Origin of the sequence: Kitasatospora sp. NBC_01246 (genome assembly GCF_036226505.1) — a bacterium.
Lineage (GTDB): Bacteria > Actinomycetota > Actinomycetes > Streptomycetales > Streptomycetaceae > Kitasatospora.
The window spans coordinates 7116857-7141840 of record NZ_CP108484.1 but is presented as its reverse complement, the minus strand read 5'-3'; the positions used below and the strand labels follow the sequence as shown (position 1 = coordinate 7141840).

Here is a 24984-nt window from a genome sequence, read left to right as displayed (position 1 = left end):
TGTGGGACACCCTGATGGAAACCCGCCGCACCAACTCCCCCACAATCAGCACGAGTACCGCCAGCGCCCCCACCCTCCGCCGCACCGGGAGTCCGATGTCTGACGACACCTCACTTCAGATTCCGTTCCCGCACCGCCGCAGCCCGCACGGCCCGCACGCCGCCGAGCTGCACCGCGCCTGGCTGACCCGGCATCCGCTGCTCCCGGATCCGGCGCACCCCTCCTACGCCCACTGGGACGTGGTCGACCTCGCCGCCCTCGGCTACCCGGACTCGGGGCCGGACGAACTCGCCCTGGCCGCCGACCTGATGGGCTTCTACTTCCTCTTCGACGACCAGTTCGACGGCCCGCTGGGCCGGCGCCCCACCGAGGTCGCCCCGATCTGCGAGCGGCTGATCGCCGTCCTGCACGGCGCCCGCCCCGACGCCTCCTCCCCCGTCGAGACGGCGTTCGCGGACCTCTGGGACCGCAGCGTGAGCGGCATGCCCGCCCGCTGGCAGGCCCGCGCGGCCTACAACTGGGAGTGGTACCTGGCCAGTCACCCGGCCGAGGCCGCCGGACGGATCTCCGCGCGCCCGCCGGACCGCGACGGGTACCTGGTGCTCAGGCGAGGCACCGCCGCGATGGAGACGATCTTCGACATGGTGGAGCGGCTCGGCAACTTCGAGGTGCCCGCCGCCGTGCTCCACCACCCGGTCCTGCGTCAACTGCGCCAGCTCGCCGCCGACATCCCCTCGCTCAGCAACGACGTCCGGTCCTTCCCCCTGGAGGCCCCGCGCGGCGACGTCAACAACCTGGTGATGATCGTGCAGCGGGAGCGCCGCTGCTCGGCCGAGGAGGCCTGCGCCGTGGTGATGGCCGAGGCCCAGCTGATGGTCGAGCGCTGCCGCCAGCTGCACGCCCAACTCCCCGACGTCTTCCGGGAGCTGGGCCTGGCCCGGGTGGAGCGGGCGATCGCCGGGCGGTACGCCGACGGCCTGGTCACCTGGCTGGCCGGCTACCTCAGCTGGGAGTCGCGTACCGGCCGGTACCAGTCCGCCTGAACCGGACCGCCCCGCGCCGGCCGGGCGGTCCCGAACGCCCGGCCCCGGCCCCGGCCGTGGCGGGAATCGGCCGGAACGCGAACCCTCCGTGGACCGCTCCCGTACGGACGGTAGCCGCGGGGCGCCGTCCGCGGCTAGGGTGCCAGGGCGTGTCCGACACGCCCAGCGGCGGGCGCCCCGGCGGCGCCCCGCCCGCGTGCACGGCCGCACCCCTCCGCCGGGCCGCCGGTGCGGCCCGGCGCACCGCCCGGCCCGCGTGCCGCGGCGGTGCCCCGACAGCGCGAGGAGGCACCCAGCACATGACGGTCTACCTGCCCCCGGGTCAGCCCGGAAGCATCGTCGCCTACCGGCCCCGCTACGAGCACTGGATCGGCGGCCGCTGGACGCCGCCGGTCCGCGGCGAGTACTTCGAGAACCCCAGCCCGGTCACCGGTGAGGTCTTCACCGAGGTCGCCCGCGGCACCGCCGAGGACATCGAGGCCGCGCTCGACGCCGCCCACGCCGCCGCCCCGGCCTGGGGCCGCACCCCGCCCGCCGATCGCGCCCAGGTGCTGCTGCGGATGGCCGACCGGATCGCCGACCACCTGGAGGAGCTGGCGGTCGCGGAGACCTGGGACAACGGCAAGCCGGTGCGCGAGACGCTGGCCGCCGACCTGCCGCTGGCCGTCGACCACCTGCGCTACTTCGCGGGCGCGCTGCGCGCCCAGGAGGGCGGCCTCTCCCAGCTGGACGAGGACACCGTGGCGTACCACTTCCACGAGCCGCTGGGCGTGGTCGGCCAGATCATCCCGTGGAACTTCCCGATCCTGATGGCGGTCTGGAAGCTCGCCCCGGCGCTGGCGGCCGGCAACGCGGTGGTGCTCAAGCCCGCCGAGCAGACCCCGGCCTCGATCCTGCTGCTGGTCGAGCTCACCGCGGACCTGCTGCCGCCCGGCGTGCTCAACGTGGTCAACGGCTTCGGCCTGGAGGCCGGCCGCCCGCTGGCCTCCAGCCCCCGGATCCGGAAGATAGCCTTCACCGGCGAGACCACCACCGGCCGGCTCATCTCCCAGTACGCCAGCGGCAATCTGATCCCGGTCTCGCTGGAGCTCGGCGGCAAGAGCCCCAACCTGTTCTTCGCCGACGTCGCGGCCGAGCAGGACGCCTTCTACGACAAGACCCTGGAGGGCTTCGCGATGTTCGCCCTCAACCAGGGCGAGGTCTGCACCTGCCCGAGCCGGGCGCTGATCCAGTCCGCCGTCTACGACCGCCTGCTCTCCGACGGCCTGGAGCGGGTGCGGGCGATCCGCCAGGGCGACCCGCTGGACACCGCGACCCAGGTCGGCGCCCAGGCCAGCGACGACCAGCTGAAGAAGATCCTCTCCTACATCGAGATCGGCCAGGCCGAGGGGGCCAAGGTGCTGACCGGTGGCGAGCGGGCCGACCTCGGCGGCTCGCTGGCCGGCGGCTACTACGTGACGCCCACCGTCTTCGAGGGCGTGAACAGCATGCGGATCTTCCAGGAGGAGATCTTCGGACCGGTCCTCTCGGTCACCCGCTTCGAGGACTTCGACGACGGCATCGCCCAGGCCAACGACACCCCGTACGGCCTCGGCGCGGGCGTCTGGAGCCGGGACGGCGCCACCGCCTACCGGGCCGGGCGGGCGATCCAGGCCGGGCGGGTCTGGACCAACTGCTACCACCTCTACCCCGCGCACGCGGCGTTCGGCGGCTACAAGAACTCCGGCATCGGCCGGGAGAACCACAAGGCCGTGCTGGAGCACTACCAGCAGACCAAGAACCTGCTGGTCAGCTACTCCCCGGACGCCCTGGGCTTCTTCTAGGCCGGGCGCCGGACGCCCGGCCGGGCACCGGGCGCTCCCGACGGACGCGAAAGGCGGAGCGGGAAGTCGGACCGGCCGACTTCCCACTCCGCCACCACTCCCCGTGGTCCGCGCCGCGGCGCCCCTGCGAGGCGCCGCACCGCGGTTCTCCCGAGCTCACCCGCCGAGCAGCCGCGCCTTCGCGGTCGCGAACTCCTCGGGGGTGAGCAGGCCCTGCCGGGTCAGCCGGCCCAGGTCGAAAAGCATGTCCGCGATCTGCGGCCCGACCGCCGGAGCACCCGCCGCTCCGTCCGCCGGCTCCTTCACCGGCTCGTTCACCGATACGGCGCCCTCGGCCACCGGCCCGCCCGGCGGCCGGCCCGCCGCGGCGCCCAGCACCGGTCCGCGCACCAGCGGCGCGCCCACCGGCCGCTGCACCCGCACCGGCCGGATCGGCCCAAGGGATCGGATCACGGCGTCCTCACTTCCCGGCCGCGCGGTGCGCCTCGGCGGCGCGGACGGCCTCGTCGATGTGCTCGGGCGGGATCCGGACGCCCGAGGCGATCCGCCCGCCGACGGCGCTCAGGGCCTCGGCGGCCTCCCGCGCCCAGACGTGCTCGATCAGCACCAGCAGCGCCACCGTGCCCGGCACCAGCAGTTCGGCCGCCTCCTGGGCGTCCTCCGGCCCGATCAGCGGCAGGTCGGCGTGCCCGTCCGGGACGATGCCGCGCAGGTCCTCGTAGTCGGCGAGTTCGCCGTACGTCGCCTCCCCGTCCACGTGCCGGGTGACCACCAGCGAGTCGACCACCCGGATGTCGCCCCCGGTGCGCAGCTTGCCGAGCACGGTGGCCGCCTCGACGGTGATGGTCTGCCGGGGGAACGCCAGGACGAGCAGTTCGGCCGGACCCATGGGACTCCCTTCCGCGAGCAAATCACCCATACCGGGATCAAAGCACATGAATACCGAAAATCACCGACGCGCCGCCGACATGCCCGGACACGCCCGGCGGACGCCTTAGACAGGAGTCCCGTCCCCCTTCACCCTGGGAGAAACCGTGACCATCGCCATCGCCAAGCTCTCCGACCCGACCGTCCGGGCCGCCGTCGCCGCGATCAACGCCAACGACCGCGCGGCCTTCACGGCCCTGCTCACCGAGGACGCCACGATGTCCGACGACGGCGCCGACCGTGACCTGGCGGACTGGATCGACCGTGAGATCTTCACCAGCCGCGGCCACATGGACGTCCAGTCCGAGTCGGACGGCGGCCGCGCGCTGATCGCCAACTACAGCAACGAGACCTGGGGCGAGATGCGCACCGCCTGGCGCTTCGTCGTCGACGGCAACCGGATCAGCCGCTTCGAGACCGGCCAGGCCTGACGCCGCTCAGGACAGCCCGAGGCAGCCGCGCACCGCGTGGATCAGCCGGCGGGAGCGGACGTCTCCCGTCACCCCGGGCTGCATGCCGTTGGTGACGTAGCCGAACCCGAGGCCGAGCTCCGGGTCGGCGAAGCCGAGCGAGCCGCCCCGGCCCGGGTGGCCGAAGCTCGTCGGCGAGGCCATCAGCGCGGTCGGGCCGTGCCGGAAGAAGCCGAGGCCGAACGTCGAGTTGACGATCAGTACCCGGTCCGGCCCGCTGACCACCGGCCCGGCCGCGCGGGCCAGTACCTCCGGCCCCAGCAACGGTGCCGGCACCGTGCCCGGCGCCCCGCCCTCCCGGTCGGCCGCGCCGACGAGCGCCGCGTAGAACCGGGCCAGCGCCCGCGCGGTGCCGATCCCGCCCGCCCCGGGGATCTCGGCGGCCTGCACCGCCGGGTCGTTGAGGTCCACCCCGGGCCGCACCGAGGCGAACGCCCGGGCGGTCAGCGAGGCCGGGTCCTGGTAGGCGTCCCGGACCACCTGCTTGGGGCGCAGCCGCAGCCCGCTCGGGCCGGTCCGGGCGGCCTCCGGGGCGGGGAGGTCCACCAGCCGGCCGACCCGCGGCGCGGCGCCGGCCGGCAGCCCGATCCACAGGTCGAGGCCGAGCGGCCGGGCGATCTCCTCGGCGAAGTACTGGCCGACCGTGCGCCCGCTGACCCGGCGGACCACCTCGCCGACCAGCCAGCCGAAGGTGTACGGGTGGTAGCCGTGCGCGGTGCCGGGCTCCCAGGCCGGCGCCTGCGCGGCCACGGCCGCGACCGCCCGCTCCCAGGTGAGCACGTCCTCCAGCCGCAGCGGCACGTCCAGCGCCGGCACCCCGGCCTGGTGCGAGAGCAGCCAGCGCACCGGCACCCCGCCCTTGCCCGCCGCGCCGAACTCCGGCCAGTACGAGACCACCGGCGCGTCCAGGTCGAGCTGCCCGCGCTCGGCGAGCAGCAGCGCCGTGGTCGCGGTCAGGCCCTTGGTGACCGAGCGCAGCACCTGCGCGGTGTCCGCCGTCCACGGCACGGCCGGCGCGGGCCGGCCACCGACCTCGGGCCGGGCGTCGCCGCCCCACAGGTCGACCACCTTGCGCCCGCGCACGTACAGCGCGAACGCCGCGCCGAGCTCGCCGTACTCCTGGAAGTTGCGCGAGAAGGCCTCCCGTACGGGCTCGAAGCCCTCGGCCGTCTCGCCCCAGATCTCCGTCACCGCGCGCCCCCCGGAGTCGTCCGAATCCTGTCGTGCCCGCGTTCGAACCGGGCCCGGAAACCCTAACCTGTCCGTCATGACCAACCCTGCGGATGAACTGCTGGACGTCGTCGACGAGCACGACCGGGTGATCGGGACCGCCCCGCGCGGGGAGGTGTACCGGCGGGGGCTGACCCACCGCTGCGTGTTCATCCTGGTCCGCGACCGGACCGGGCGGATCTTCGTGCACCGGCGGACCGACACCAAGCTGTTCGCGCCCGGCTTCCACGACATGTTCGTCGGCGGCGTGGTCGGCGCCGGCGAGACGTACGCGAGCGCCGCCGTCCGCGAGGCCGAGGAGGAGCTCGGCGTCAGCGGGATCGAGCCGCGCCCGCTGTTCAAGTTCCTCTTCCGGCAGGAGGGGCTCTCCTGGTGGTGCGACCTGTACGAGGCGCGCTGGGACGGCCCGGTCGCGCCGCAGGAGTCCGAGGTCGCCTGGCACGCCTGGCTGACCCCGGAGGAGCTGGACGCCCGGCTGGCGGCCGACGCGTTCGTGCCGGACGGCCTGGAGGCGTACCGCCGCTACCGGGAGCGGCACCCGGCGCGGTAGGCCCGGTTCCCGGCCACCGGACAAGATCCACGGCGGCCGCCCGGGCCGGATAGGGTGACGCCCATGGCTTCCCGTACGCCGTCGGCGGCGCCCACGTCCCCGCGCACCGCCCGGAGCAGCGGCCGGGCCGCCGGCCGCACCGGCGCCCCGGACGGCGCGACCCCGGACCTCGCGGCACCCGGCGGCACCGCCGCCGGCGCACCGGCCGGAAAGGGCGGCGAGCGCCCGCGCCGGCGGCTCAGCGTGGACGAGCGGCGCGAGCAGCTGATCGCCGTCGCCCTGGACCTCTTCAGCCGGCGCCCGCCCGAGGAGGTGTCGATCGACGACATCGCGGCCGCCGCGGGCGCCTCCCGCCCGCTGGTCTACCACTACTTCCCCGGCAAGCAGGCGCTGTACGAGGAGTCGCTGCGCCGGGCCGGCCGCGAGCTGGCCGGCCGCTTCGAGGAGCCCGCCGACGGCCCGCTCTCCGAGCGGCTGTACCGGGTGATGGGCCGCTACCTGGACTTCGTGCAGAGCCACGGTCCCGGCTTCGCCGCGCTGCTGCGCGGCGGCTCGGTGGCGGCCAGCGCCGGGACGTCGGCGGTGATCGACGAAGTCCGGCGGGCCGCGCACGACCAGATCCTGAGCCACCTGGCGGTCCCCTCGCCGAGTCCGGGCCTGCGGCTGACCGTCCGCGCCTGGATCGCCAACGCCGAGATCACCTCGCTGGAGTGGCTGGGCGAGCGCTCGGTGCCGCTGGAGGAGCTCCAGCTGCACCTGGTCCAGGAGTTCGTCGCGGCCCTGACGCTGACCGCCGCCCGGGAGCCCGCGCTGGCCGCCGAACTCGCCGGCTTCTTCGCCGCCGAGCGCCCCGCCGGCCCGGCCGGGCGGCTGGTGCGCGAACTCGCGGGCCTGTTCGCCGTTCCCGGCATCGCGGACGCGGTCGCCGCGCTGGCGGTCGAGCCCGCGAACTGAACCGGCGGACGCCGGTTCTGCCACAGCGGCGGCCTCTGATAGGAATGGGCACGGATCTGACGCCGCGCCGGTCACGAGCGCGCCCGGATCCGCCGAACCACCAACGCACACGCAGCAGAGCGGGGGGCTCATCAGTTGACCCAGGACGGCCAGTTCACCACGGAGGCCAATCCCTTCGCCCCGGCGGAGCAGGTGTCCGCGACGCTCGGCGCGCTCACCGAAGCCCTCTTCGAGAAGCACACCTCGCGCCACCCGGCGGCTTCGCTGACGGCCCTGACCGCCGGCGCCCACCCGGCGGCCGAGGCCCTGTTCAACCTCCCACTGGCGCCCAACGGTCCGGTGCACGACGCCGTCGACCGGCTCGGCACCGTGGTCACCGCCGGGACGGCCCGCCCGGGCACCGGCGCCCCGCTGGCCGAGCTGGCCGGCGACGCGCTGCTCGCGCGGTACGGCGGCGGCCCGGTACGCGGCGCGGTGGCCGACCGGGGCACCGCCACGGCCGCGCTGTTCGGGCTGCCGGTGGCCGGCGAGGTCGCCGCCCCCGAGCTGCGGCCGCCGTTCGCCGCCGCGCTGGCGGCGCTCGCCGCCGGACAGCAGACCCGGCAGCCGGTGGAGCTCGCCACCGGCGCCGGCGCCGAGGTCCGCCTGGTCGTCCCGCCCGGCTTCCACCCGCTGACCTCCCCGGGCGGCCCGGTCGGTGTCTCCGCCCGTACCGTGCCCGCCGGCCCGGCCGGGGCCGACGCGGTGGCCACCGCCAAGGGCGTCGACCCGGCCACCGGTGCGGCCGCCGCCGAGCTGACCGCGCACCTGGCCGAGGTCGCCGAGGAGCTGTTCAGCGGCACCGGTCCGGCGCCGCGCCGCGACTTCGCGGTGATCGCCGCGTCCCTGGCCGACACCATCACCGCCTCGGGCACGGTCTACGCCGGGCTCTGCGCCCTGGAGGTGGCCGGCCGGCCGACCGAGGCCACCCTGGTGGTCTCGCTCGCCCGCCACCCGCTGCCGATCTCCGGGCTGGCCACCGAACTGGCCACCGTCCGCCGGCACGCCGAGGTCTGGACGGTGCTGCTGCCGGCCGGCCCGGCCGCCGTCCTGGTCGAGGGCCGCAGCGTCCCCGTCCCCGGTCCGCTCGCCGACGACGGCCGGCGCCGCTGGGCGGTCACCTCGGTGGTGGAGGCGTTCGTGCCGCTGCCGGACGGTGTCTCGGTGCTCTGCGTCCAGCTCACGACGGCGCAGCAGCAGGACTGGGAGCTGTACACGGAGGCCTTCGCCGAGCTGCTGAAGAGCGTCCAGTTCGGCTGGGACGGCGTGGCCGGGCAGCTGACCCCGCCGGTCCGCGCCTTCGCGCCGGCGCCCGCCGCGCCCCCCGCCCACGGCGTCCCCGCCGAGCCGTACCCGGTTCCGGCCCCGACGCCGGCCCCGACGCCCGCTCCGGGGGCCGAAGCGCTCGCCGCGACGGCCGGGTTCGCCGCCGAAGCCGTCCCGGAGCAGGCCGCCGCGCCCGTTCCGGACGACGCCACGCCGCTGCCGGTCCACCTGCGCGGCACGCCGGTCCGGGTCCCCCCGGCCGACTTCAACCCCTTCGCCCCCGAGGCCGACCCGACGCCCGTCGAGCCCCTCCTGGTGCCGGACGACAGCCCGGAGGCGGCCGAGCGGCGCCCCAAGGGCACCCCCGTCATGGTCCCGCCGCCGGACTTCGACCCCTTCGCCCCGCAGGCCGCGACGCTCACCGACACCACCGTGCCCGAGACCGCCGACGCCCCGGAGCGGGGCCCCAAGGGCACGCCGGTGATGGTCCCGCCGCCGGACTTCGACCCCTTCGCCCCGCTGCCGGCCGACACCCCCGCCCCCGCCGCCCCCGAGGCCGCACCGGCCGCCACCCGGGCTGCCGACCCGTTCGGCACGGTGACGGCCGAGGACCGGCCGAGCGACCCGTTCGGCACCACCCTCCCGCAGCCGCCCGCCGCCGTGCCGCCGCCGCCCTCGGCGCCGCCGACCGTGCCCGCGCCGACCGTCACCCTGCCGACGGCCGAGGACGGGCCGGACGACCCGGCGCGCGGCCCCAAGGGCACCCCGGTGATGGTCCCGCCGCCGGACTTCAACCCCTTCGCCCCGCTGCCGGCCGACACCCCCGCCCCCGCCGCCCCCGAGGCCGCACCGGCCGCCGCGCCGGAGAGCAGCCCCTTCGGCTGAGGCCCGGACCACCGCGCACCGGCGGCCGTCCCGCACCAGGGGCGGCCGCCGGTGCGCGTCCGCGCCCGGCCCCACCGACCGCGCCGCCCGCCATGTCCACCACCGTCAACTGGTACAGACCTATTGCCAGTTGCCGACCGGCTCCCTACCCTCGGGGAGCACAGGATCCTGACGGCACCCCGACGGCCGGAGGTCTCCGGTTCCGCGCCGCCCGACGGCCCGGAGCTCCCGCACGCTGCTCCACGCACCTGACACCTCCCCACAGGTAACGGGGCGACCCGGCATGCCCGGAGGCCCCAGGACAGGAGCCACAACCATGCGCCGACGTCGGATCAAGCTGCCGCTGCTGGCGGCCGGGGCCCTGATCGTCCCGCTGCTCGCCGTCTCCCTGCCCAGCACCGCCGCCCACGCCGCCGGGTCCGCCACCGCGACGTTCACCAAGGGCAGCGACTGGAGCACCGGCTACGAGGGCAGCTACACCATCACCAACGGCTCCAGCGCAACCCTGCCCAGCTGGACCCTGGAGTTCGACCTGCCGGCCGCCAACACGGTCGCCTCGCTCTGGAACGCGAGCTACACCACGGCGAGTTCGCACGTCACGGTCAAGAACCCCAGCTGGGCCGGCAACCTGCCGCCGGGCGGCACGTACAACTTCGGCTTCAACATCGCCTACTCGGGCGCCTACAAGCCGCTGCTCAACTGCAAGCTGAACGGCCAGCCCTGCGACGGCGCCGGCGGGGACCAGAGCGCGCCGACCGTGCCCGGCGGCCTCCAGGCCGGCACCACCACCCAGACCACCGTCGACCTCGCCTGGACGGCGAGCACCGACAACGTCGGGGTCACCGGCTACGACGTGTTCCAGGGCGCCACCAAGGTCGCCACCACGGACGGCGCCACCACGGCGGTCACCGTCCAGGGCCTGACCGCCGGCACCGCCTACCAGTTCACCGTCCAGGCCTTGGACGCCGCGGGCAACCGCTCGGCCGCCGCCGGCCCGGTCACCGCCACCACCAAGCCGCCGACCGACCCGGACCGCCAGGCACCGACCACCCCCGGCACCCCGCTGGTCACCGGCTCGGACGCCAACAGCGTCTCGCTCACCTGGGGCGCCAGCACCGACAACACCGGGGTCACCGCCTACGACGTCTACAACGGCACCGCGCTCGCCGCCACCGTCACGGGCACCTCCGCCACCGTGGGCAACCTGGCTCCGGACACCTCGTACACCTTCACCGTGAAGGCCCGAGACGCGGCCGGCAACGTCTCCCCCGCGTCGAACGCCGTCACCGGCAAGACCCAGCCCGGCGGGAGCAACCCCGGCGCGCTGAAGATCGGCTACTTCACCCAGTGGAGCATCTACGCCCGCGGGTACAGCGTGAAGCAGCTCGACACCTCCGGCTCGGCCGGCCGGCTCACCACGCTCAACTACGCCTTCGCCAACATCCACCCGACCACCAAGCAGTGCTTCATCACCAACAAGGCCGCCGGACCGGACAACGACCCCAACGCGGGCGACGGCGCCGGTGACGCCTGGGCCGACTTCGGCAAGGGCTGGGACGCCGGCAGCTCGGTGGCCGGCACCACCGACACCTGGGACCAGAAGCTGGCGGGCAACTTCAACCAGTTGAAGCAGCTCAAGGCCAAGTACCCCAACCTCAAGATCCAGATCTCGCTGGGCGGTTGGTCGTACAGCAAGTGGTTCTCCGACGCGGCCGCCACCGACGCCTCCCGCAAGGCGCTGGTGAGCTCCTGCATCGACATGTACATCAAGGGCAACCTGCCGGTCATCGACGGCCGCGGCGGCCCGGGCAGCGCGGCCGGCATCTTCGACGGCATCGACCTCGACTGGGAGTGGCCGGCCTCCGGCGGGCACGACGGGAACATCTTCCGCCCGACCGACAAGGCCAACTACACCCTGCTGGCCCAGGAGTTCCGCCGCCAGCTGGACGCCCTCGGCGCCACCACCGCCAAGCACTACACGCTGAGCGCCTTCCTCCCGGCCGACCCGGCGAAGGTCACCGCCGGCATCGACGTCCCCGGGCTGTTCGGCGCCTTCGACTTCGCCACCATCCAGGGCTACGACTACCACGGCGGCTGGGAGATGAGCACCAACCAGCAGTCCGCGATCAAGCTCGCGGCCGGTGACCCGAGCACCCCGGACCGGCAGTTCAGCTCCGAGATCGCCATCAACGCCTACCTCAACGGCGGCGCTCCGAAGAGCAAGCTGACCCTGGGCATCCCGTTCTACGGACGCGGCTGGACGGGGGTGCCGCGCGGCACCACCAACGGCCTGTTCCAGACCGCGACGGGCCCCGGCCCGGGGACGTACGAGGCCGGCTTCGAGGACTACAAGAAGCTCAAGCAGATGGCCACCGGCGGCGGTTACACCATCTACCGGGACCCGGTGGCCGGCCACGCGTACATCTACAACGGGACCGTCCTCTACACCTACGACGACCCGATCGAGATCGCCCGCAAGACCGCCTGGATCAAGTCCCAGGGGCTGGCCGGCGCGATGGTGTGGGCCTTCGACGGTGACACCCCGAACGGCGAACTGATGGCCGCGGTGGACAACGGTCTGAAGTAGGCCACCGGTACAGCCCGGCCCAGCCCGCCCAGTACGACCCGGCCCGGCGCGGCGCTCAGTCGGCGCGCCGGGCCAGGTGCACCACGTCCGGCACTCCCCGGGCGACCTCGATCTCGTGGGTGACCACGTCCGAGAAGCCCGCCGCGCGCAGCGCCTCCTCGAAGTCCGGGGAGGGCTGCGCGCTCCAGACCGCCAGCACCCCGCCCGGCCGCAGCCGGTGCCAGAGCACGGCCAGCCCGTCGGCGCCGTAGAGCCCGGCGTTGGAGTCGGTGACCGTCCAGTCCGGGCCGTTGTCGATGTCCAGGCAGAGCGCGTCGTAGCGCTCGCCGTCCGCCGCCGCCAGGTACTCCAGCAGGTCGGTGTGGAGCACCGCCACCCGCTCGTCCTCCAGCGCGCCGCCGGAGAAGGCACCCAGCGGGCCACTCCGGTGCCAGTCGATGATCGCGTTCTCGCGCTCGACGATCGCGATCCGGCCCCAGCGCGCCTCGGCCACCGCGTACGCCAGCGAGAATCCGACGCCGAGCCCGCCGATCAGCACCGAGGGGCGCTCCACCGCGGGGCCGGTGCGGTCCAGCTCGTCCAGCGCCGCCTGGATCAGCAACCGCTCGGAGCGGCCGTCGGCGGTGTCCATCAGGAAGCAGCCGTTCGCGATGATCTCGAAGTGCCGTCCGCGCCGACGCAGCACCACCTCGCCGAACGGGCCCTCCCGCCGGTCGAGGGTGACGACTGCCTCCTGGTCGTCCCGTGCGGGCAGTGCGATGGACATGCGGCGATTCCTCCCGGGCTCGGGTGCAGAACGGCTCGGCGAACGAGTACCCGCCCGACAATAGCCGAGGCCACCGCCCCGCCGGTCACGTCGTGATCAGCACCCCCGCGTAGCTGACGCCGGCGACCATCACCCAGGAGGCCAGCCCCAGCAGGGCGATCCGCCCGCCGGTGCGCAGCATGGTCGGCAGGTGCACGGCGCTGCCGAGGCCGAACAGCGCGGCCGCCAGCAGCAGCTCCTGCGCGTCCCCGGCCAGCGTGAGCGCCCGGTCGGGCAGCACGCCGGTGGTCCGCAGCGCGATCATCGCGAGGAACCCGGCCACGAAGAGCGGCACGATCGGCGGCCGCTTGCCGGTGGCCCCGGGGGTGCCCCGGCGCGCCCGCCGCATCGCGACGGCGACCCCGGCGACCAGTGGCGCCAGCAGCACCACCCGCATCAGCTTGACCAGGACGGCCTCGCGCAGCGCACCCGCCCCGCCGGTCTGCGCGGTGGCGACCACCTGCCCGACGTCGTGCACGCTGGCGCCGACCCAGCGCCCGAACCCGGCGTCGTCCAGGCCGAGCGGCTGGTGGAGCAGCGGGAGGACGGCGATGGCCAGGGTGCCGCAGAGGGTGACCAGCGCGACGGAGGCGGCGACGTCCTCCTCCTCGCTGCCGGCGGCCTGGCTGACCGCGCCGATCGCCGAGGCCCCGCAGATCGAGTACCCGGTGGCGACGAGCAGCGGCTGGTCGCCCGGCAGGCCGAGCCGGCGACCGAGCCAGACGGTCCCGGCGAAGGTGGCGGCCACCACGGCGACCACCATGGCGACGGTGGCCCAGCCGAGGCCGAGCACGTCGTCCAGGCCGAGCTTGAGGCCGAGCAGCACGATGCCGAGCCGCATCAGCCGCTTCCCGGCCGTCGAGAGGCCCGGCCGGGCCACCCCGCGGACCACCGGGCGCAGCCCGGGCAGGTGGGCAGCGGCCATGCCGAGCACCACGGCGGCGGTGAGCTTGGGCACGGCGGGCACGGCCTGGTGGATCGCGAGCGCGGCGGCCACGCCGAGGGCGGCGAGCAGCAGCCCGGGGACGTCGCCGCCGAGCGGGGGCAGTGCGCGGGTGCGGACGGGCCGGTCCCGGAGGGTCAGTGCCACGGCGGGCTCACCGCCGCCCGTCGGCGGGCAGCCGGTAGACGCGCCGGATGCTGGTGCCCAGCCGGGAGACGTCGGCGCCGTAGACGTGGATCGAGATGGCCGTGGAGGAGCAGGCGTTGCGCACCAGGTGGATGTCGCCGGGCGGGGCGAAGGCGGCGACGGTGCCGGCCGGGCCGACCACGTGCTCGGTCTCCACCAGGTGGGCGGTGCGTCCGTCGGACACCAGCCGATAGCGGGTCTCGCTCTCCTTGCCCTGGTGGACGCCGGCCACGCACCAGGAGACGTGGTCGTGGATCGGGGTCTCCTGGCCGGGCAGCCAGACCAGCGCGACGACCGAGAACCCGCCGTCGGCCTCGGCGTGCAGGACGTGCTGGCGGTAGCGGTCGGGATCCCCCTCGCGCTGCGCCTCGGTGAGCAGGCCGGCGTCCCCCAGGTGCGGGGCGAGTCGCTCACCGACCAGGTAGGCGGTGAGTTCCGGCGGCAGGCCGCGGTCCACGACCGCGCGGATCTCGCCGACCAGGGCGGTCATGCGCTCGGTGAGCCGGTCGCTGCCGACCGTGGCGGAGGGTGTCATGCCAGCAGGTTGGCCCCGGCCGACCCATCACGTCCAAGGAGGGTTCTTTCGCTCTTCCCCAAACCCCGCTTATGGATTGACCCCGGGCCGACGGGCCGGTTGTCGAACGGCGGGGATCAGCAGCCCACCCGCGAGGCCGCCGCGGACCGCAACTGGTCCAGCACCAGCGCGGTGGCCGGGATCCGGCGGTGCTCGCGGAGCACGTACGCGCTCACCTGGCGCCGCAGGTGCGGCTCGACGGCGCGCCCGGTGACCTTGCGGTGGCACATGAAGGAGAGCACCAGCGCGGGCATCAGCGCGATCCCGACCCCGGCGGCGACCAGGCTCTGCACCGCCAGGTTGTCGTCGGTGGAGAAGACGATGTCGGGTGCGAAGCCCTCCTCGGCGCAGACGTGCAGCAGGTTGGCCCGGCAGCGCGGACACCCGGCGATCCAGCGCTCGCCGTCGAGGTCGGCCAGCCGGACGGCGTGCCGGCGGCCCAGCGGGTGGCCGACCGGCAGCAGCACCGTGAGCAGGTCCTCCATCAGCGGGATCTCGTCCAGCTCGGGCGGCAGCTCGGCGGCGACGCCCGGGTAGCGGAAGGAGAGCGCGATGTCGCACTCGCCGCGCAGCAGCCGCTGCACGGAGTCGGGCGGTTCGGCCTCCAGCAGTTCGACCCGGACCCCGGGGTGCTCGGCGAGCAGCCGGGCCATCGCCTGGGGTATCAGGGTCGCGTTGGCGCTCGGGAACGCGCAGACCCGGACCCTCCCGGCGCGCAACCGGGCGAGCGCGCCGAGTTGCTGCTGGGCCGCGGCGAGACTGCCGAGGATCAGTTCGGCGTGCCGGGCCAGTGCCTCACCGGCCTCGGTGAGGCGCAGCCCGCGCCCGGCCCGGGTGAACAGCGGCACTCCGACGGACCGTTCCAGTGCCTTCATCTGCTGGGTGATGGCGGGCTGGGTGTAGCCGAGTTCGCGGGCGGCGGCCGAGTAGGAGCCGGCCCGGACGACCTCGTGGAAGGTCCTGATGTGCCGCGAGTCGAATACCGGCTCCACTGCCCCTCCACCTGCCCGCGCCCCTGGTCCCAGGAATCATAAGCAGACTTTGGAGATGCCGGAGCTATTCCCACCCGCACCTATGGTTTCTCCGATGCGTTCCCGCCGCTCCTACTCCTCCGGGGGCAGCCCCAGCACCAGTCCGGCCTCGGCGACCGGTGCGCCGCCCTGGGTGCTCGGACTGCGCCGGGTACGGGCCTCGACCCACCGGGCCAGCCAGGAGAGCGCCAGGCACATCCCGATGTAGATCGGCGAGATCACCATCACCACGGGGATGAACGGCAGGTCGTAGTCGAGGTTGGTGGCGATCAGCTTGCCCGCGTGCAGGAACTCCTCGTAGGTGATCAGGAAGCCCAGCGAGGTGTCCTTGAGCGCCACCACCAGCTGGCTGATGATGGCCGGCAGCATCGCCCGGTTGGCCTGCGGCACCAGCACGTAGGACATCACCTGGGTCTTGCGCATGCCCAGCGCGTACGCCGCCTCGCGCTGCCCGGCGGGCACCGCGAGCACACCGGCCCGGAACACCTCGGCCAGCACCGAGCCGTTGTACAGCACCAGACCGGCCACCAGCGCCCAGAGCGGTTCCACCTTGAGCGCGACGAAGATGAAGAAGATCATCACCAGCACCGGCATGGCTCGGAAGAACTCCACCACCAGGGTGGAGAGCCAGCGCACCGCCCGGTGGTCGGAGAGCCGCCCGGCCGCGAACAGCGCGCCGAACGGCAGCGCGAACAGCACCGTCCATCCGAAGGCCTTGAGCGTGTTCCCCAGCCCGCGCAGCAGCAGGTCCTGCACGCCCTCGTACTCGAAGGCCGTCCACTTCTGGTACGTGAACTGCTCGGTGTGGAACAGCATGTAGACGATCCACCCGATCAGCGCGGCGATCGCGACCAGCGCGATCAGCCCGTACAGCCGGTGCCGGGCCAGCGCCTTGGGGCCGGGGATGTCGTAGAGCGCCGAGGATTCCACCGTCATCGCGACACCGCCACTCGTCGTTCCAGCACGTTGAAGAGCGCGCTGACGGCCAGGGTGATGATCAGGTAGCCGACGGCGATCCAGACGAAGGTCCAGATGATGCTGTATCCCAGCTCGTTGATGGTCCGGTAGCTGCCGAGCAGTTCGGTCACGCTGAACGAGCCGGCGATCGCGGTGTTCTTGGCCAGCGCGATCATCACACTGCCGATCGGGGCGACCACCGACCGGTACGCCTGCGGCAGCACCACCAGGCTCATCGTCTGCCCGAAGGTCATGCCCAGGCTCCGGGCCGCCTCGCCCTGGCCGCTGGGCACGGTGTTGACCCCCGCGCGCATCGCCTCGCAGACGAACGCCGAGGTGTAGCAGCCGAGCGCGAGCACCGCGAAGGTGAAGAACGGCAGCGTGATGTCGAACCGCGGCAGGCCCAGCACCACGATGAAGAAGAGCAGGGTCAGCGGGGTGTTGCGCAGCAGCGTCACCCAGACCGTCCCGAACACCCGCAGCGGCCGCACCGGCGAGACCCGGAAGCCGGCGATCAGCACGCCCAGCACCAGGGCGAGCACGGCGCTCACCACGAACAGCGAGAGGGTGCCGAGGAAGCCCTCCCAGTAGGTCGACCAGTTGTCGGTCAGGGTTTTCACGGGGCGGCCCTCTCAGTACCGGTCGATCGGCGGCGGGGTCGGCGCGGACACCCCGGACAGGCCGAGGGTGGCGTCGTAGGCCCGCTTCCAGTCACCGTTCTCCTCGTGGTGCGCCAGGGCGTCGTCCAGCGCGTAGCGCAGCACGGTGTCGTCCTTCGGCGTCCCGATCCCGTACGGCTCCTGGGAGAACAGCGGCCCGACCACCTTGAGCTCGTCCGGCACCTTGGCCGCGTAGCCCATCAGGATCGTGTTGTCCGTGGTGACGGCGTCCACCTGGCCGGTGATCAGGTTGTCCACGCAGGCCGAGTAGGTGTCGTAGCCGATCAGCTTGACGTCGGGGTACTGCTTCTGGATCCGCTGGTACGGGGTGGAGCCCGCCGCCGAGCAGACCTTCTTGCCGTTCAGGTCCTCCGGGCCGTGGATGGTGTCGTTGTTCTCGCGCACCAGCAGCGACTGGCCGGCCAGGTAGTACGGCCCCGCGAAGCCGACCAGCTTCTTGCGGTTGTCGTTGATGGTGTAGGTGCCGACGTAGTAGTCCACCTGCCCGTTCTGCAGGGCGGTCTCCCGGTTGGCGGAGGCGATCGTCCGGAACTCGATCCGGTCGGGCGCGAAGCCCAGGTCGGCGCCGACCATCTTGGCGATCTCGATGTCGAAGCCGGAGTACTCCCCGGTGGCCGGGTTCTTCTGCCCGAGGTAGGGCTGGTCCTCCTTGGCCCCCACCACCAGGTGGCCCCGGGCGCGCGCCGCGTCCAGGGTGGGCGAACCGGTGATGCCGGCGGCGTCCCGCACCTGGTAGCTGGGCAGCGCGCTGGGCTGCGGACCCTTCGGCGGCGGGGTGCCCTCCTTGCCGCAGCCGGCCAGCAGCACGATCAGGGCCGCGGCGGCGAGCATCCACTTCCTCGTCACGGCGCCCGCCTCAGTGCTTCAGGATCTTGGACAGGAAGTCCCGGGCGCGCTCGCTCTCCGGCGCGCCGAAGAAGTCCTCGGGGGCACGGTCCTCGACGATCCGCCCGTCGGCCATGAACACCACCCGGTTGGCCGACGCGCGGGCGAACCCCATCTCGTGGGTGACCACCACCATGGTCATGCCCTCGTGCGCGAGCTGGCGCATCACGTCCAGCACCTCGTTGATCATCTCGGGGTCGAGGGCGGAGGTGGGCTCGTCGAAGAGCAGTGCCTTGGGCTCCATGGCGAGCGCCCGGGCGATCGCGACGCGCTGCTGCTGGCCCCCGGAGAGCTGCGCCGGGTACTTGTCCGCCTGGGCGACCAGCCCGACCCGCTCCAGCAGGGCCCGGGACTTCGCGTCCGCCTCCGCGCGCGGCCGGCCGCGGACCTTGATCTGCGCCAGCGAGACGTTCTGCAGCACGGTCTTGTGGGAGAACAGGTTGAAGGACTGGAAGACCATCCCGACGTCCGCGCGCAGCAGGGCGAGCCCCTTGCCCTCCGCGGGCAGCGGCTTGCCGTCGATCGAGATGCTGCCCGACTCGATCGGCTCCAGGCGGTTGATCGCCCGGCAGAGCGTGGACTTGCCGGAGCCGGAGGGCCCGATCACCACCACGACCTCGCCGCGACCCACCGTCAGCTCGATGTCCTGCAGCACGTGCAGCTCGCCGAAGTGCTTGTTGACGCCCCGCAGCTCGATCAGCGGCTCGAAGGCGGACGCCCCCGGCGGTGCCGTCACTTGGTGCTCCGCCCCTTCAGCAACCACCCCAGCGCACCACCCGCGAGCAGGGTGGCGAGCAGCGCGATCCAGAGCGGCGCGGTCACGGTGAACACCCAGAACTGGATCTTCACCTTGTCGAGGTTGGCGAACAGGAACCACACCGCGAGCACGACGATGACGCCGATCCCGATGTACCGGGTGGGGACGCCACCGATCTCGCTGCGCCGGGTGCTGGAGGAACCGTCTGAAATCTTGGTCACACGCGCAGTCTGCGGGCCGATCGACCGACTTGTCCGGTTACGCGCCCGGGAGTAACCCGCACGGGGCAACCCTGCCCCGTGCGGGTTTGCGCTGTGTCACCGGGAGCGGCCGGCCACCGGTGGCCGGTCGGGGCAGCAGAGCGCCCGGGGGGCCGCTGCCGCCCCCGGTTACCGCTCGTCCCGCCAGGACCGCCAGAGCGCCGCGTACGGACCGCCCGCGGCGACCAGCTCCGGATGGCTGCCGTACTCGCTGATCCGCCCGCCCTCGACCACGGCGATCACGTCGGCGTCGTGGGCGGTGTGCAGCCGGTGCGCGATGGCGATCACCGTCCGGCCCTCCAGCACCCGCGAGAGCGAGCGCTCCAGGTGCCGGGCGGCCCTCGGGTCCAGCAGCGAGGTGGCCTCGTCCAGGACCAGGGTGTGCGGGTCGGCCAGCACCAGTCGGGCCAGCGCGAGTTGCTGCGCCTGCGGAGGGGTCAGCGCGGTGCCGCCCGAGCCGACCTCGGTGTCCAGCCCCTGCGCCAGCGCGTCCACCCACTCCCCGGCGTCCACCGCGTCCAGCGCGGCGCGCAGCTCGGTGTCGGCGGCGTCCGGCGCCGCAAGGCGCAGGTTGTCCCGCAGGGTGCCGACGAAGACGTGGTGCTCCTGGTTGACCAGGGCCACCTCGGCCCGGACCCGCTCGGCCGGCATCCGCGAGAGCGGCGCCCCGCCCAGCGTCACGCTGCCCCGGCCGGGCGCGTAGATCCCGGCCAGCAGCCGCCCCAGGGTGGACTTGCCCGCACCGGAGGGACCGACCAGGGCGACCCGGCTGCCCGGGGCGACGTCCAGGCTGATCCCGTGCAGCACGTCGGCGCCCTCGCGGTAGCCGAACCGCACCTCGTCGGCCCGCACGTGTCGGCCGTCCGGGTGGGCGGACTCGTCGCACTCGTGCTCGGGCACCTCGCGGACCCCGACCAGTCGCGCCAGCGAGGCCTGCCCGATCTGCAGCTCGTCGTACCAGCGCAGGATCAGGTCGACCGGGCCGGTGAGCGCCTGGGCGTAGAGCACCCCGGTGGTCAGCTGGCCGACGGTGATCCAGCCCTCCAGCGTGAACAGGCCGCCGAGCACCAGCGTCCCGAGCACGGCCAGGGTGTAGACCGCGTCGATGGTCGGGAACCAGACCGAGCGCAGCCAGAGGGTGTACCGCTCCCAGGCGAGCCACTCGCCGAGCTTGCGGTCGGTGAGCCGGACCCGGTCGTCGCCCAGGCGCAGCGTCTCGACCGTCCGCCCGGCGTCGACCGTCTCGGCCAGCACGGTGTTGACCGCGGCGTAGCCGGCCGACTCGTTGCGGTAGGACTGCGGGGCCCGCCGGAAGTACCAGCGCGAGCTGGCCAGCAGCAGCGGCAGGCCGATCAGCGAGGTGAGCGCGAGCAGTGGTGAGGTCACCACCAGGGCGCCGAGCACCAGCAGCAGCGAGACCACGGCGACGGCCAGCTCGGGCACCGCCTCGCGGACCGACTTGTCCAGCCGGTCGATGTCGGTGGTGCCCCGGGAGACGAGGTCCCCGGTGCCGGCCCGCTCCAGCACACCGGTCGGCAGCGTCACCGACCGGACCAGGAAGTCCTCCCGGAGGTCGGCCAGCACCCGCTCGCCGAGGACGCTGCCGCGCAGCCGGGACCACCAGGTGAAGGCCGACTGCACCACCAGGGCCAGCAGGTACCAGGCGACGGCCACCGCGATGGTGGACCCGGCGGTGCCGGTGGCCAGCGACTCGACCAGGGTGCCGAGCACCCAGGGCCCGACCAGGCCGGCCACGGTGGCCACCGAGTGCAGGCCCACCACGGCGCCGAAGCCGGCGCGGTGCCGCCGGGCGAGCAGCCGCAGGTAGGCGCGGACGGTGGCCGGCGAGCCGACCGGCAGGGTGGTGGCCGGTCCCTGCTCCTGATGGGCGGGGGGCTTCATGCGGTGCTCCTCGGCTGGGCGGGGCGGCGGACGGGTGCGGGGCTCATACGCCCTCCCCGACGGCGACCGGTTCCTCGTCGCGGGTGACCACGGCGCGGTAGGCGGGCTCGGTGCGCATCAGCTCGCGGTGGCGGCCGGCCGCGACGGCCCGGCCGCCCTGGAGCAGTACCACCCGGTCCGCCTGGTCCAGCAGCAGCGGGCTGGTGGCGAACACCACCGTGGTGCGCCCCTCCCGGCTCGCACGCAGCCCGGTGGCGATTCGGGACTCGGTGTGGGCGTCGACCGCGCTGGTGGGCTCGTCCAGGACGAGCACCGGCGGGTCGGCCAGCAGGGCGCGGGCCAGCGCCAGCCGCTGGCGCTGGCCGCCGGAGAGCGAGCGGCCGCGCTCGGTGATCCCGGCCCGCATGGCGTCCCCCGCGCACTCGGGCGAGCCGTCCACCAGCGCGTCCAGGACGTCCTCGGCGCGGGCGGCGGCCAGCGCCTCGGCGGGGGTGACCCGGCCCGAGGCGGGGATGTCGAAGAGCTCGGCCAGGGTGCCGGAGAGCAGCACCGGCTCCTTGTCGTGGACCAGCACCGCCGCCCGGGCCTCGGCCAGCGGCACGGCGTCCAGCTCGGTGCCGCCGAGCCGGACGGAGGGCTGCGCCCGCTCCCCCTCGCCCAGCGGGACGTGCCCGCCGAGCCGGCCGGCCAGCGCCCCGGCGAAGTCCGGGTCGCCGCAGACGACGGCGGTCAGCTCACCGGCCCGCAGCGTCAGCCCGGTCACCGGGTCGAACAGGTCGGCCCGGCCCGGCCCGGTGAGCACGGCCTCGGCGGTGCCGGTCGTCCGGCTGAGCGAGAGCACCCGGACGGCCCGCCCCGCGGAGACCCGGGCGACGCTCCAGGCGTGCGCGGCCTCGCCGAGGATGCGCAGCGGCGCGGCCAGGTAGGCGGTGGCGCCGTACACCGCGACGAGGGTGCCGATGCCGATCTCCCCGTCCGCGGCCAGCCGGGCCCCGTACCAGGTGACGCCGACCACGAAGAGGCCCGGCAGCAGGACCTGCTGGGCCTGCATCAGCGACCAGACCCGGGCCGAGCGGACGGCGGCCGCGCGGACCTTCTGGGAGGCCGCCCGGTAGCGGTCGAGGAACAGCTCCTCGCCGCCGATGCCGCGGAGCACCCGGAGCCCGGCCACGGTGTCGGCGGCCAGCTCCGTCGCCTTGCCGCCGAGCGCGCGCTGTTCTGAGTAGCGCCGCTCGAAGGGGCCGAGCAGCGGCCAGACGGAGGCGGCCAGCACCGGGACGCCGAGCAGCACGGCGAGGCCGAGCACGGGCTCGGCGACCAGCACTGCGGCGCTGACCGCCAGCCAGACCAGCACCGCGCCGCGGAGCCGGGCGACCAGCTCGACGTACCAGCCGATCTTCTCGACGTCCCCGCTGCCGACGGCGACGATCTCACCGGTGGCGATCCGCCGGGACAGCCCGGCGCCCAGGTGGGAGGCCTGACGGGAGACCAGTTGGCGGACCTGGGTGGCGGCGTGGATCCAGTTCCACACCGCCTGGCGGTGCAGCATGACGGCGCCGAAGGCGGCGACGATGGCCAGGGCCAGCACGGCGGCACCGGCCCACCGGAGGCCGGCGGCGTCGCCGTCCACGGCGGCCTGGACACCGAGGCCCACCGGGAGCGGCAGGGCCGCCCGGCTGCCCATCTCCAGCAGCGACCAGCAGGTGGCGAGCACCTGCCCGCGCCGCTGGCTGCGCTGCAGCCAGCGCAGGAAGGCGAGGGGGGAGGAGAGATCCGGGTCGCCGGGATCGGCCAGCGGCAGGGTCTTGAGCGGCATGACGCTCCGTTGGGGGTGGTGCGGGCGAATGGCGACGACGTGCTCGTCGCGCGGTGGCGCCGGGAGCACGTGGTGGGGGAAGGGGAGGATGGGGCCGGTGCGGTCACGGCCGGGGGGCTGCTCAGGAGGTCATGGCAGCGAGCCTGCCAAGGCGACTGTGAGCTGCGCAACAGGTTTTCCGCGTCGCGCGCCCCCTCCCGGACCTCCTGCGCACGCCGGTACAACGCGTCAGAAAATTCTTTGCCCGGCCGGGAACAATCCGGACAACGGGCAGGTTGGTCCACACGAACCTATGGACAACCAGGAGGGCACCCCTTCCCGTGAGCACCATCCCCAGCGTCACCCTCAACAACGGCTCGCAGATCCCGCAGCTGGGCTTCGGCGTGTGGCAGGTCCCGGACGCCGAGGCCACGGCCGCCGTCCGCACCGCCGTCGAGTCGGGCTACCGCTCGATCGACACCGCGGCGATCTACGAGAACGAGGCCGGCACCGGCCGGGCGATCGGCGAGGCGATCGCGGGCGGCGGCGTCGCCCGTGCGGACCTCTACGTCACCACCAAGCTCTGGAACTCGGGCACCCGCGACTGGTCCGGCCCGCAGGGCCGGGACGCGGTGCTGCGCGAGTTCGACGCCTCGCTGGCCAAGCTCGGCCTGGAGTACCTCGACCTCTACCTGATCCACTGGCCGCGCCCGATGCACGGCACCTTCCCGAACGTCTGGAAGGCCTTCGAGCAGCTCCTGGCCGACGGCCGGGTCAAGTCGATCGGCGTCTCGAACTTCGGGGCCGAGCAGCTCACCCGCCTGCTCGACGAGGCCTCGGTCGTGCCGGCCCTGAACCAGGTCGAGCTGCACCCGTACTTCCCGCAGGACGAGCTGCGCGCCTTCCACGCCCGGCACGGCATCGCCACCGAGGCCTGGAGCCCGCTGGGCCAGGGCAAGGAGCTGCTCGCCGAGCCGGTGCTGGCGCAGATCGCCGAGAAGCACGGCCGCACGGTCGCCCAGGTGGTGCTCCGCTGGCACCTGCAGAGCGGCGTCGTCGCGATCCCGAAGTCGGTCACCCCCTCCCGGATCAAGGAGAACCTGGACGTGGCCGGCTTCGAGCTGGACGCGGCCGACCTCGCCGCGATCGCCGGCCTCGCCACCGGCTCGCGGATCGGTCCGGACCCGCAGGAGTTCGACTGGAGCTGACACCCTCGGTGAGCACGGCGCCGTCGCCGTGCTCCTGAAGGGCCGTCAACACCGAAGGCCGCCTTCCCGCATTCGGGTCGGCGGCCTTCGGTACGTTGGCGAATCGTTTTGGCTGGATTTCGAGGGCGAAGGCTAGAGCCTGGCCGCCTTGGCGATCAGCGCCATCGCCGGTTCGTGCTCGTCCTCGTCCAGCGGACCGAGCAGCAGCCGCTGGACCTCGGCGACGCCCGCGGCCGAACGGTGCAGCAGGTCCTGACCCGCCGGCGAGAGCGACAGCAGGTTGCGCCGCCCGTCCGAAGGGTCGCGCCGGCGCTGCACCAGGCCGCGCCGGACGAGCCGGCTGACCATCTCGGCCATCGTGGCCTTGTCCAGCGAGGCCAGCTCACCGACCGTGCGCTGGTCCGCGCCCGGTTCCAGTTCGAGGGCGTCGAGCACCGCGTACTGCGGCGCCGTCAGCTCCGAACCGACGTGCTCCGACCAGAGCTTGGTGTGCACCTGCTGGCTCACCCTGATCAGATAGCCGATCGCCCGCTGGGCGTCCAGCATCGGCCGCGCGTCGGTGAGGACGGCGACCGCAGCGGGTTCAAGCCTGGCTATCTTGGCCATCACCCGGACAATCTCCAGCTGCTCCTCGGCCGCGAGCGGCTCGAAGAGCGTGCGCTGCACACGGACCACTCCGCCGGTGGCCTCGCGCACCGCCTGTGCGCCGCTCTGCGAGAGAGCGAGCAGTTTGCGCCGGCCGTCGGCCGGATCGCGGCGTCGCAACACCAGGCCGCGCCGGACGAGCCGGGCGACCATCTCGGCCATCGTGGCCTTGTCCAGCGAGGCGCGCTCGCCGACCGTCCGCTGGTCAGCACCCGGTTCGAGGGCGAGGACCAGCAGAACGGCGAACTGCGGAGCCGTGAGATCGGCTCCGACGTGTTCGGACCACAGACGGGTGTGTACCTGCTGTGCAACGCGGATCAGGTGCCCGGGCGACTGCTGCAGTCGCGCGGACACGCGGGTCGTCGGGATCTCCCCCAGCACCATGTATCCGTCCCGATGTCACACCCGGTGTGTGTGGGACACCCGGGTGGGGCAGTAACGGCGAGTGGGCGTCCCGCTGTGAGGGAGGGCGCTCCAGCCGTGCAGCCGGTGGCTGCTGGCGGACACTATACAAACGGCTGGCCCTTGCTGGCAGGCGGGGGCGGATAGTAGACGCAGGTTCGGCAACATTGGCATATTTAC

The 24984-nt window shown here is 73.8% G+C and carries 23 protein-coding genes; 8 read left to right on the top strand and 15 right to left on the bottom strand.

Annotation, left to right across the window (positions count from 1 at the left end):
* The first annotated feature begins 95 nt into the window (after nucleotides 1-95).
* Complete coding sequence (locus tag OG618_RS30310) at nucleotides 96-1043, top strand: terpene synthase family protein (RefSeq protein ID WP_329490751.1); 948 nt, start codon at nucleotides 96-98, stop codon at nucleotides 1041-1043.
* A 299-nt stretch (nucleotides 1044-1342) separates the two neighbouring features.
* Complete coding sequence (exaC, locus tag OG618_RS30305) at nucleotides 1343-2866, top strand: acetaldehyde dehydrogenase ExaC (RefSeq protein ID WP_329490750.1); 1524 nt, start codon at nucleotides 1343-1345, stop codon at nucleotides 2864-2866.
* Between the two features lie 156 nt (nucleotides 2867-3022).
* On the opposite strand, the gene OG618_RS30300 is transcribed toward exaC, so the two are convergent.
* Nucleotides 3023-3319: an SHOCT domain-containing protein gene (locus OG618_RS30300; RefSeq protein ID WP_329490749.1), complete on the bottom strand. Its 297-nt coding sequence runs from the start codon at nucleotides 3317-3319 to the stop codon at nucleotides 3023-3025.
* A gap of 7 nt (nucleotides 3320-3326) precedes the next feature.
* Complete coding sequence (locus OG618_RS30295; RefSeq protein WP_329490748.1) at nucleotides 3327-3755, bottom strand: DUF6325 family protein; 429 nt, start codon at nucleotides 3753-3755, stop codon at nucleotides 3327-3329.
* Nucleotides 3756-3900: 145 nt separating this feature from the next.
* Between OG618_RS30295 and OG618_RS30290 the strand changes: the two genes are divergently transcribed.
* A complete protein-coding gene (locus OG618_RS30290) occupies nucleotides 3901-4224 on the top strand; it encodes a nuclear transport factor 2 family protein (protein WP_329490747.1) in 324 nt (107 codons plus the stop codon).
* A 6-nt stretch (nucleotides 4225-4230) separates the two neighbouring features.
* Here the strand turns inward: OG618_RS30290 and OG618_RS30285 are convergent, their stop codons facing one another.
* Complete coding sequence (locus tag OG618_RS30285; protein ID WP_329490746.1) at nucleotides 4231-5454, bottom strand: serine hydrolase domain-containing protein; 1224 nt, start codon at nucleotides 5452-5454, stop codon at nucleotides 4231-4233.
* A gap of 76 nt (nucleotides 5455-5530) precedes the next feature.
* Here OG618_RS30285 and OG618_RS30280 point away from each other — a divergent pair, with 76 nt between their 5' ends.
* The 4 genes from OG618_RS30280 (at nucleotide 5531) to OG618_RS30265 (ending at nucleotide 11774) form a co-directional block, all read left to right on the top strand.
* Nucleotides 5531-6043, top strand: coding sequence for an NUDIX hydrolase (locus OG618_RS30280; protein ID WP_329490745.1), 513 nt, complete (start codon nucleotides 5531-5533; stop codon nucleotides 6041-6043).
* A 63-nt stretch (nucleotides 6044-6106) separates the two neighbouring features.
* Nucleotides 6107-6997 (top strand): TetR/AcrR family transcriptional regulator, encoded by an 891-nt coding sequence (locus tag OG618_RS30275; RefSeq protein WP_329490744.1) that lies wholly within the window; start codon nucleotides 6107-6109, stop codon nucleotides 6995-6997.
* Nucleotides 6998-7132: 135 nt separating this feature from the next.
* A complete protein-coding gene (locus OG618_RS30270; protein ID WP_329490743.1) occupies nucleotides 7133-9187 on the top strand; it encodes a hypothetical protein in 2055 nt (684 codons plus the stop codon).
* Between the two features lie 316 nt (nucleotides 9188-9503).
* Nucleotides 9504-11774 (top strand): glycosyl hydrolase family 18 protein, encoded by a 2271-nt coding sequence (locus OG618_RS30265; protein WP_329490742.1) that lies wholly within the window; start codon nucleotides 9504-9506, stop codon nucleotides 11772-11774.
* Nucleotides 11775-11829: 55 nt separating this feature from the next.
* On the opposite strand, the gene OG618_RS30260 is transcribed toward OG618_RS30265, so the two are convergent.
* The 11 genes from OG618_RS30260 to OG618_RS30210 all read right to left on the bottom strand — a co-directional run bounded on the left by OG618_RS30260 (nucleotide 11830) and on the right by OG618_RS30210 (nucleotide 22570).
* Nucleotides 11830-12540, bottom strand: a complete 711-nt coding sequence (locus tag OG618_RS30260) for a spermidine synthase (protein WP_329490741.1) — start codon at nucleotides 12538-12540, stop codon at nucleotides 11830-11832.
* An 85-nt stretch (nucleotides 12541-12625) separates the two neighbouring features.
* Nucleotides 12626-13663, bottom strand: a complete 1038-nt coding sequence (locus tag OG618_RS30255) for a YeiH family protein (RefSeq protein ID WP_329492353.1) — start codon at nucleotides 13661-13663, stop codon at nucleotides 12626-12628.
* Nucleotides 13664-13676: 13 nt separating this feature from the next.
* The gene (locus tag OG618_RS30250) at nucleotides 13677-14243 is read right to left on the bottom strand and encodes a cysteine dioxygenase family protein (RefSeq protein WP_329490740.1); all 567 of its coding nucleotides are present in this window, start codon (nucleotides 14241-14243) and stop codon (nucleotides 13677-13679) included.
* Between the two features lie 116 nt (nucleotides 14244-14359).
* On the bottom strand, nucleotides 14360-15274 hold the full coding sequence (locus OG618_RS30245) for a LysR family transcriptional regulator (RefSeq protein WP_329490739.1): 915 nt from the start codon (nucleotides 15272-15274) through the stop codon (nucleotides 14360-14362).
* Between the two features lie 111 nt (nucleotides 15275-15385).
* Entirely contained in the window at nucleotides 15386-16249 is an 864-nt protein-coding gene (locus OG618_RS30240; RefSeq protein WP_329490738.1) for an amino acid ABC transporter permease, read from the bottom strand.
* On the bottom strand, nucleotides 16246-16890 hold the full coding sequence (locus OG618_RS30235) for an amino acid ABC transporter permease (protein ID WP_329490737.1): 645 nt from the start codon (nucleotides 16888-16890) through the stop codon (nucleotides 16246-16248). The genes OG618_RS30240 and OG618_RS30235 overlap by 4 nt, the downstream gene beginning before the upstream one ends.
* A gap of 12 nt (nucleotides 16891-16902) precedes the next feature.
* A complete protein-coding gene (locus OG618_RS30230; protein ID WP_329492352.1) occupies nucleotides 16903-17781 on the bottom strand; it encodes a glutamate ABC transporter substrate-binding protein in 879 nt (292 codons plus the stop codon).
* A gap of 25 nt (nucleotides 17782-17806) precedes the next feature.
* Nucleotides 17807-18571 (bottom strand): amino acid ABC transporter ATP-binding protein, encoded by a 765-nt coding sequence (locus tag OG618_RS30225; protein WP_359806889.1) that lies wholly within the window; start codon nucleotides 18569-18571, stop codon nucleotides 17807-17809.
* On the bottom strand, nucleotides 18568-18813 hold the full coding sequence (locus OG618_RS30220) for a LapA family protein (protein ID WP_329490736.1): 246 nt from the start codon (nucleotides 18811-18813) through the stop codon (nucleotides 18568-18570). The genes OG618_RS30225 and OG618_RS30220 overlap by 4 nt, the downstream gene beginning before the upstream one ends.
* Before the next feature lie 168 nt (nucleotides 18814-18981).
* Nucleotides 18982-20754 (bottom strand): ABC transporter ATP-binding protein, encoded by a 1773-nt coding sequence (locus tag OG618_RS30215; protein ID WP_329490735.1) that lies wholly within the window; start codon nucleotides 20752-20754, stop codon nucleotides 18982-18984.
* A 43-nt stretch (nucleotides 20755-20797) separates the two neighbouring features.
* On the bottom strand, nucleotides 20798-22570 hold the full coding sequence (locus tag OG618_RS30210; protein WP_329490734.1) for an ABC transporter ATP-binding protein: 1773 nt from the start codon (nucleotides 22568-22570) through the stop codon (nucleotides 20798-20800).
* A 320-nt stretch (nucleotides 22571-22890) separates the two neighbouring features.
* Here OG618_RS30210 and OG618_RS30205 point away from each other — a divergent pair, with 320 nt between their 5' ends.
* Complete coding sequence (locus OG618_RS30205) at nucleotides 22891-23757, top strand: aldo/keto reductase (protein ID WP_329490733.1); 867 nt, start codon at nucleotides 22891-22893, stop codon at nucleotides 23755-23757.
* Nucleotides 23758-23889: 132 nt separating this feature from the next.
* On the opposite strand, the gene OG618_RS30200 is transcribed toward OG618_RS30205, so the two are convergent.
* Nucleotides 23890-24786: a MarR family winged helix-turn-helix transcriptional regulator gene (locus OG618_RS30200; protein ID WP_329490732.1), complete on the bottom strand. Its 897-nt coding sequence runs from the start codon at nucleotides 24784-24786 to the stop codon at nucleotides 23890-23892.
* Nucleotides 24787-24984 lie beyond the last annotated feature (198 nt).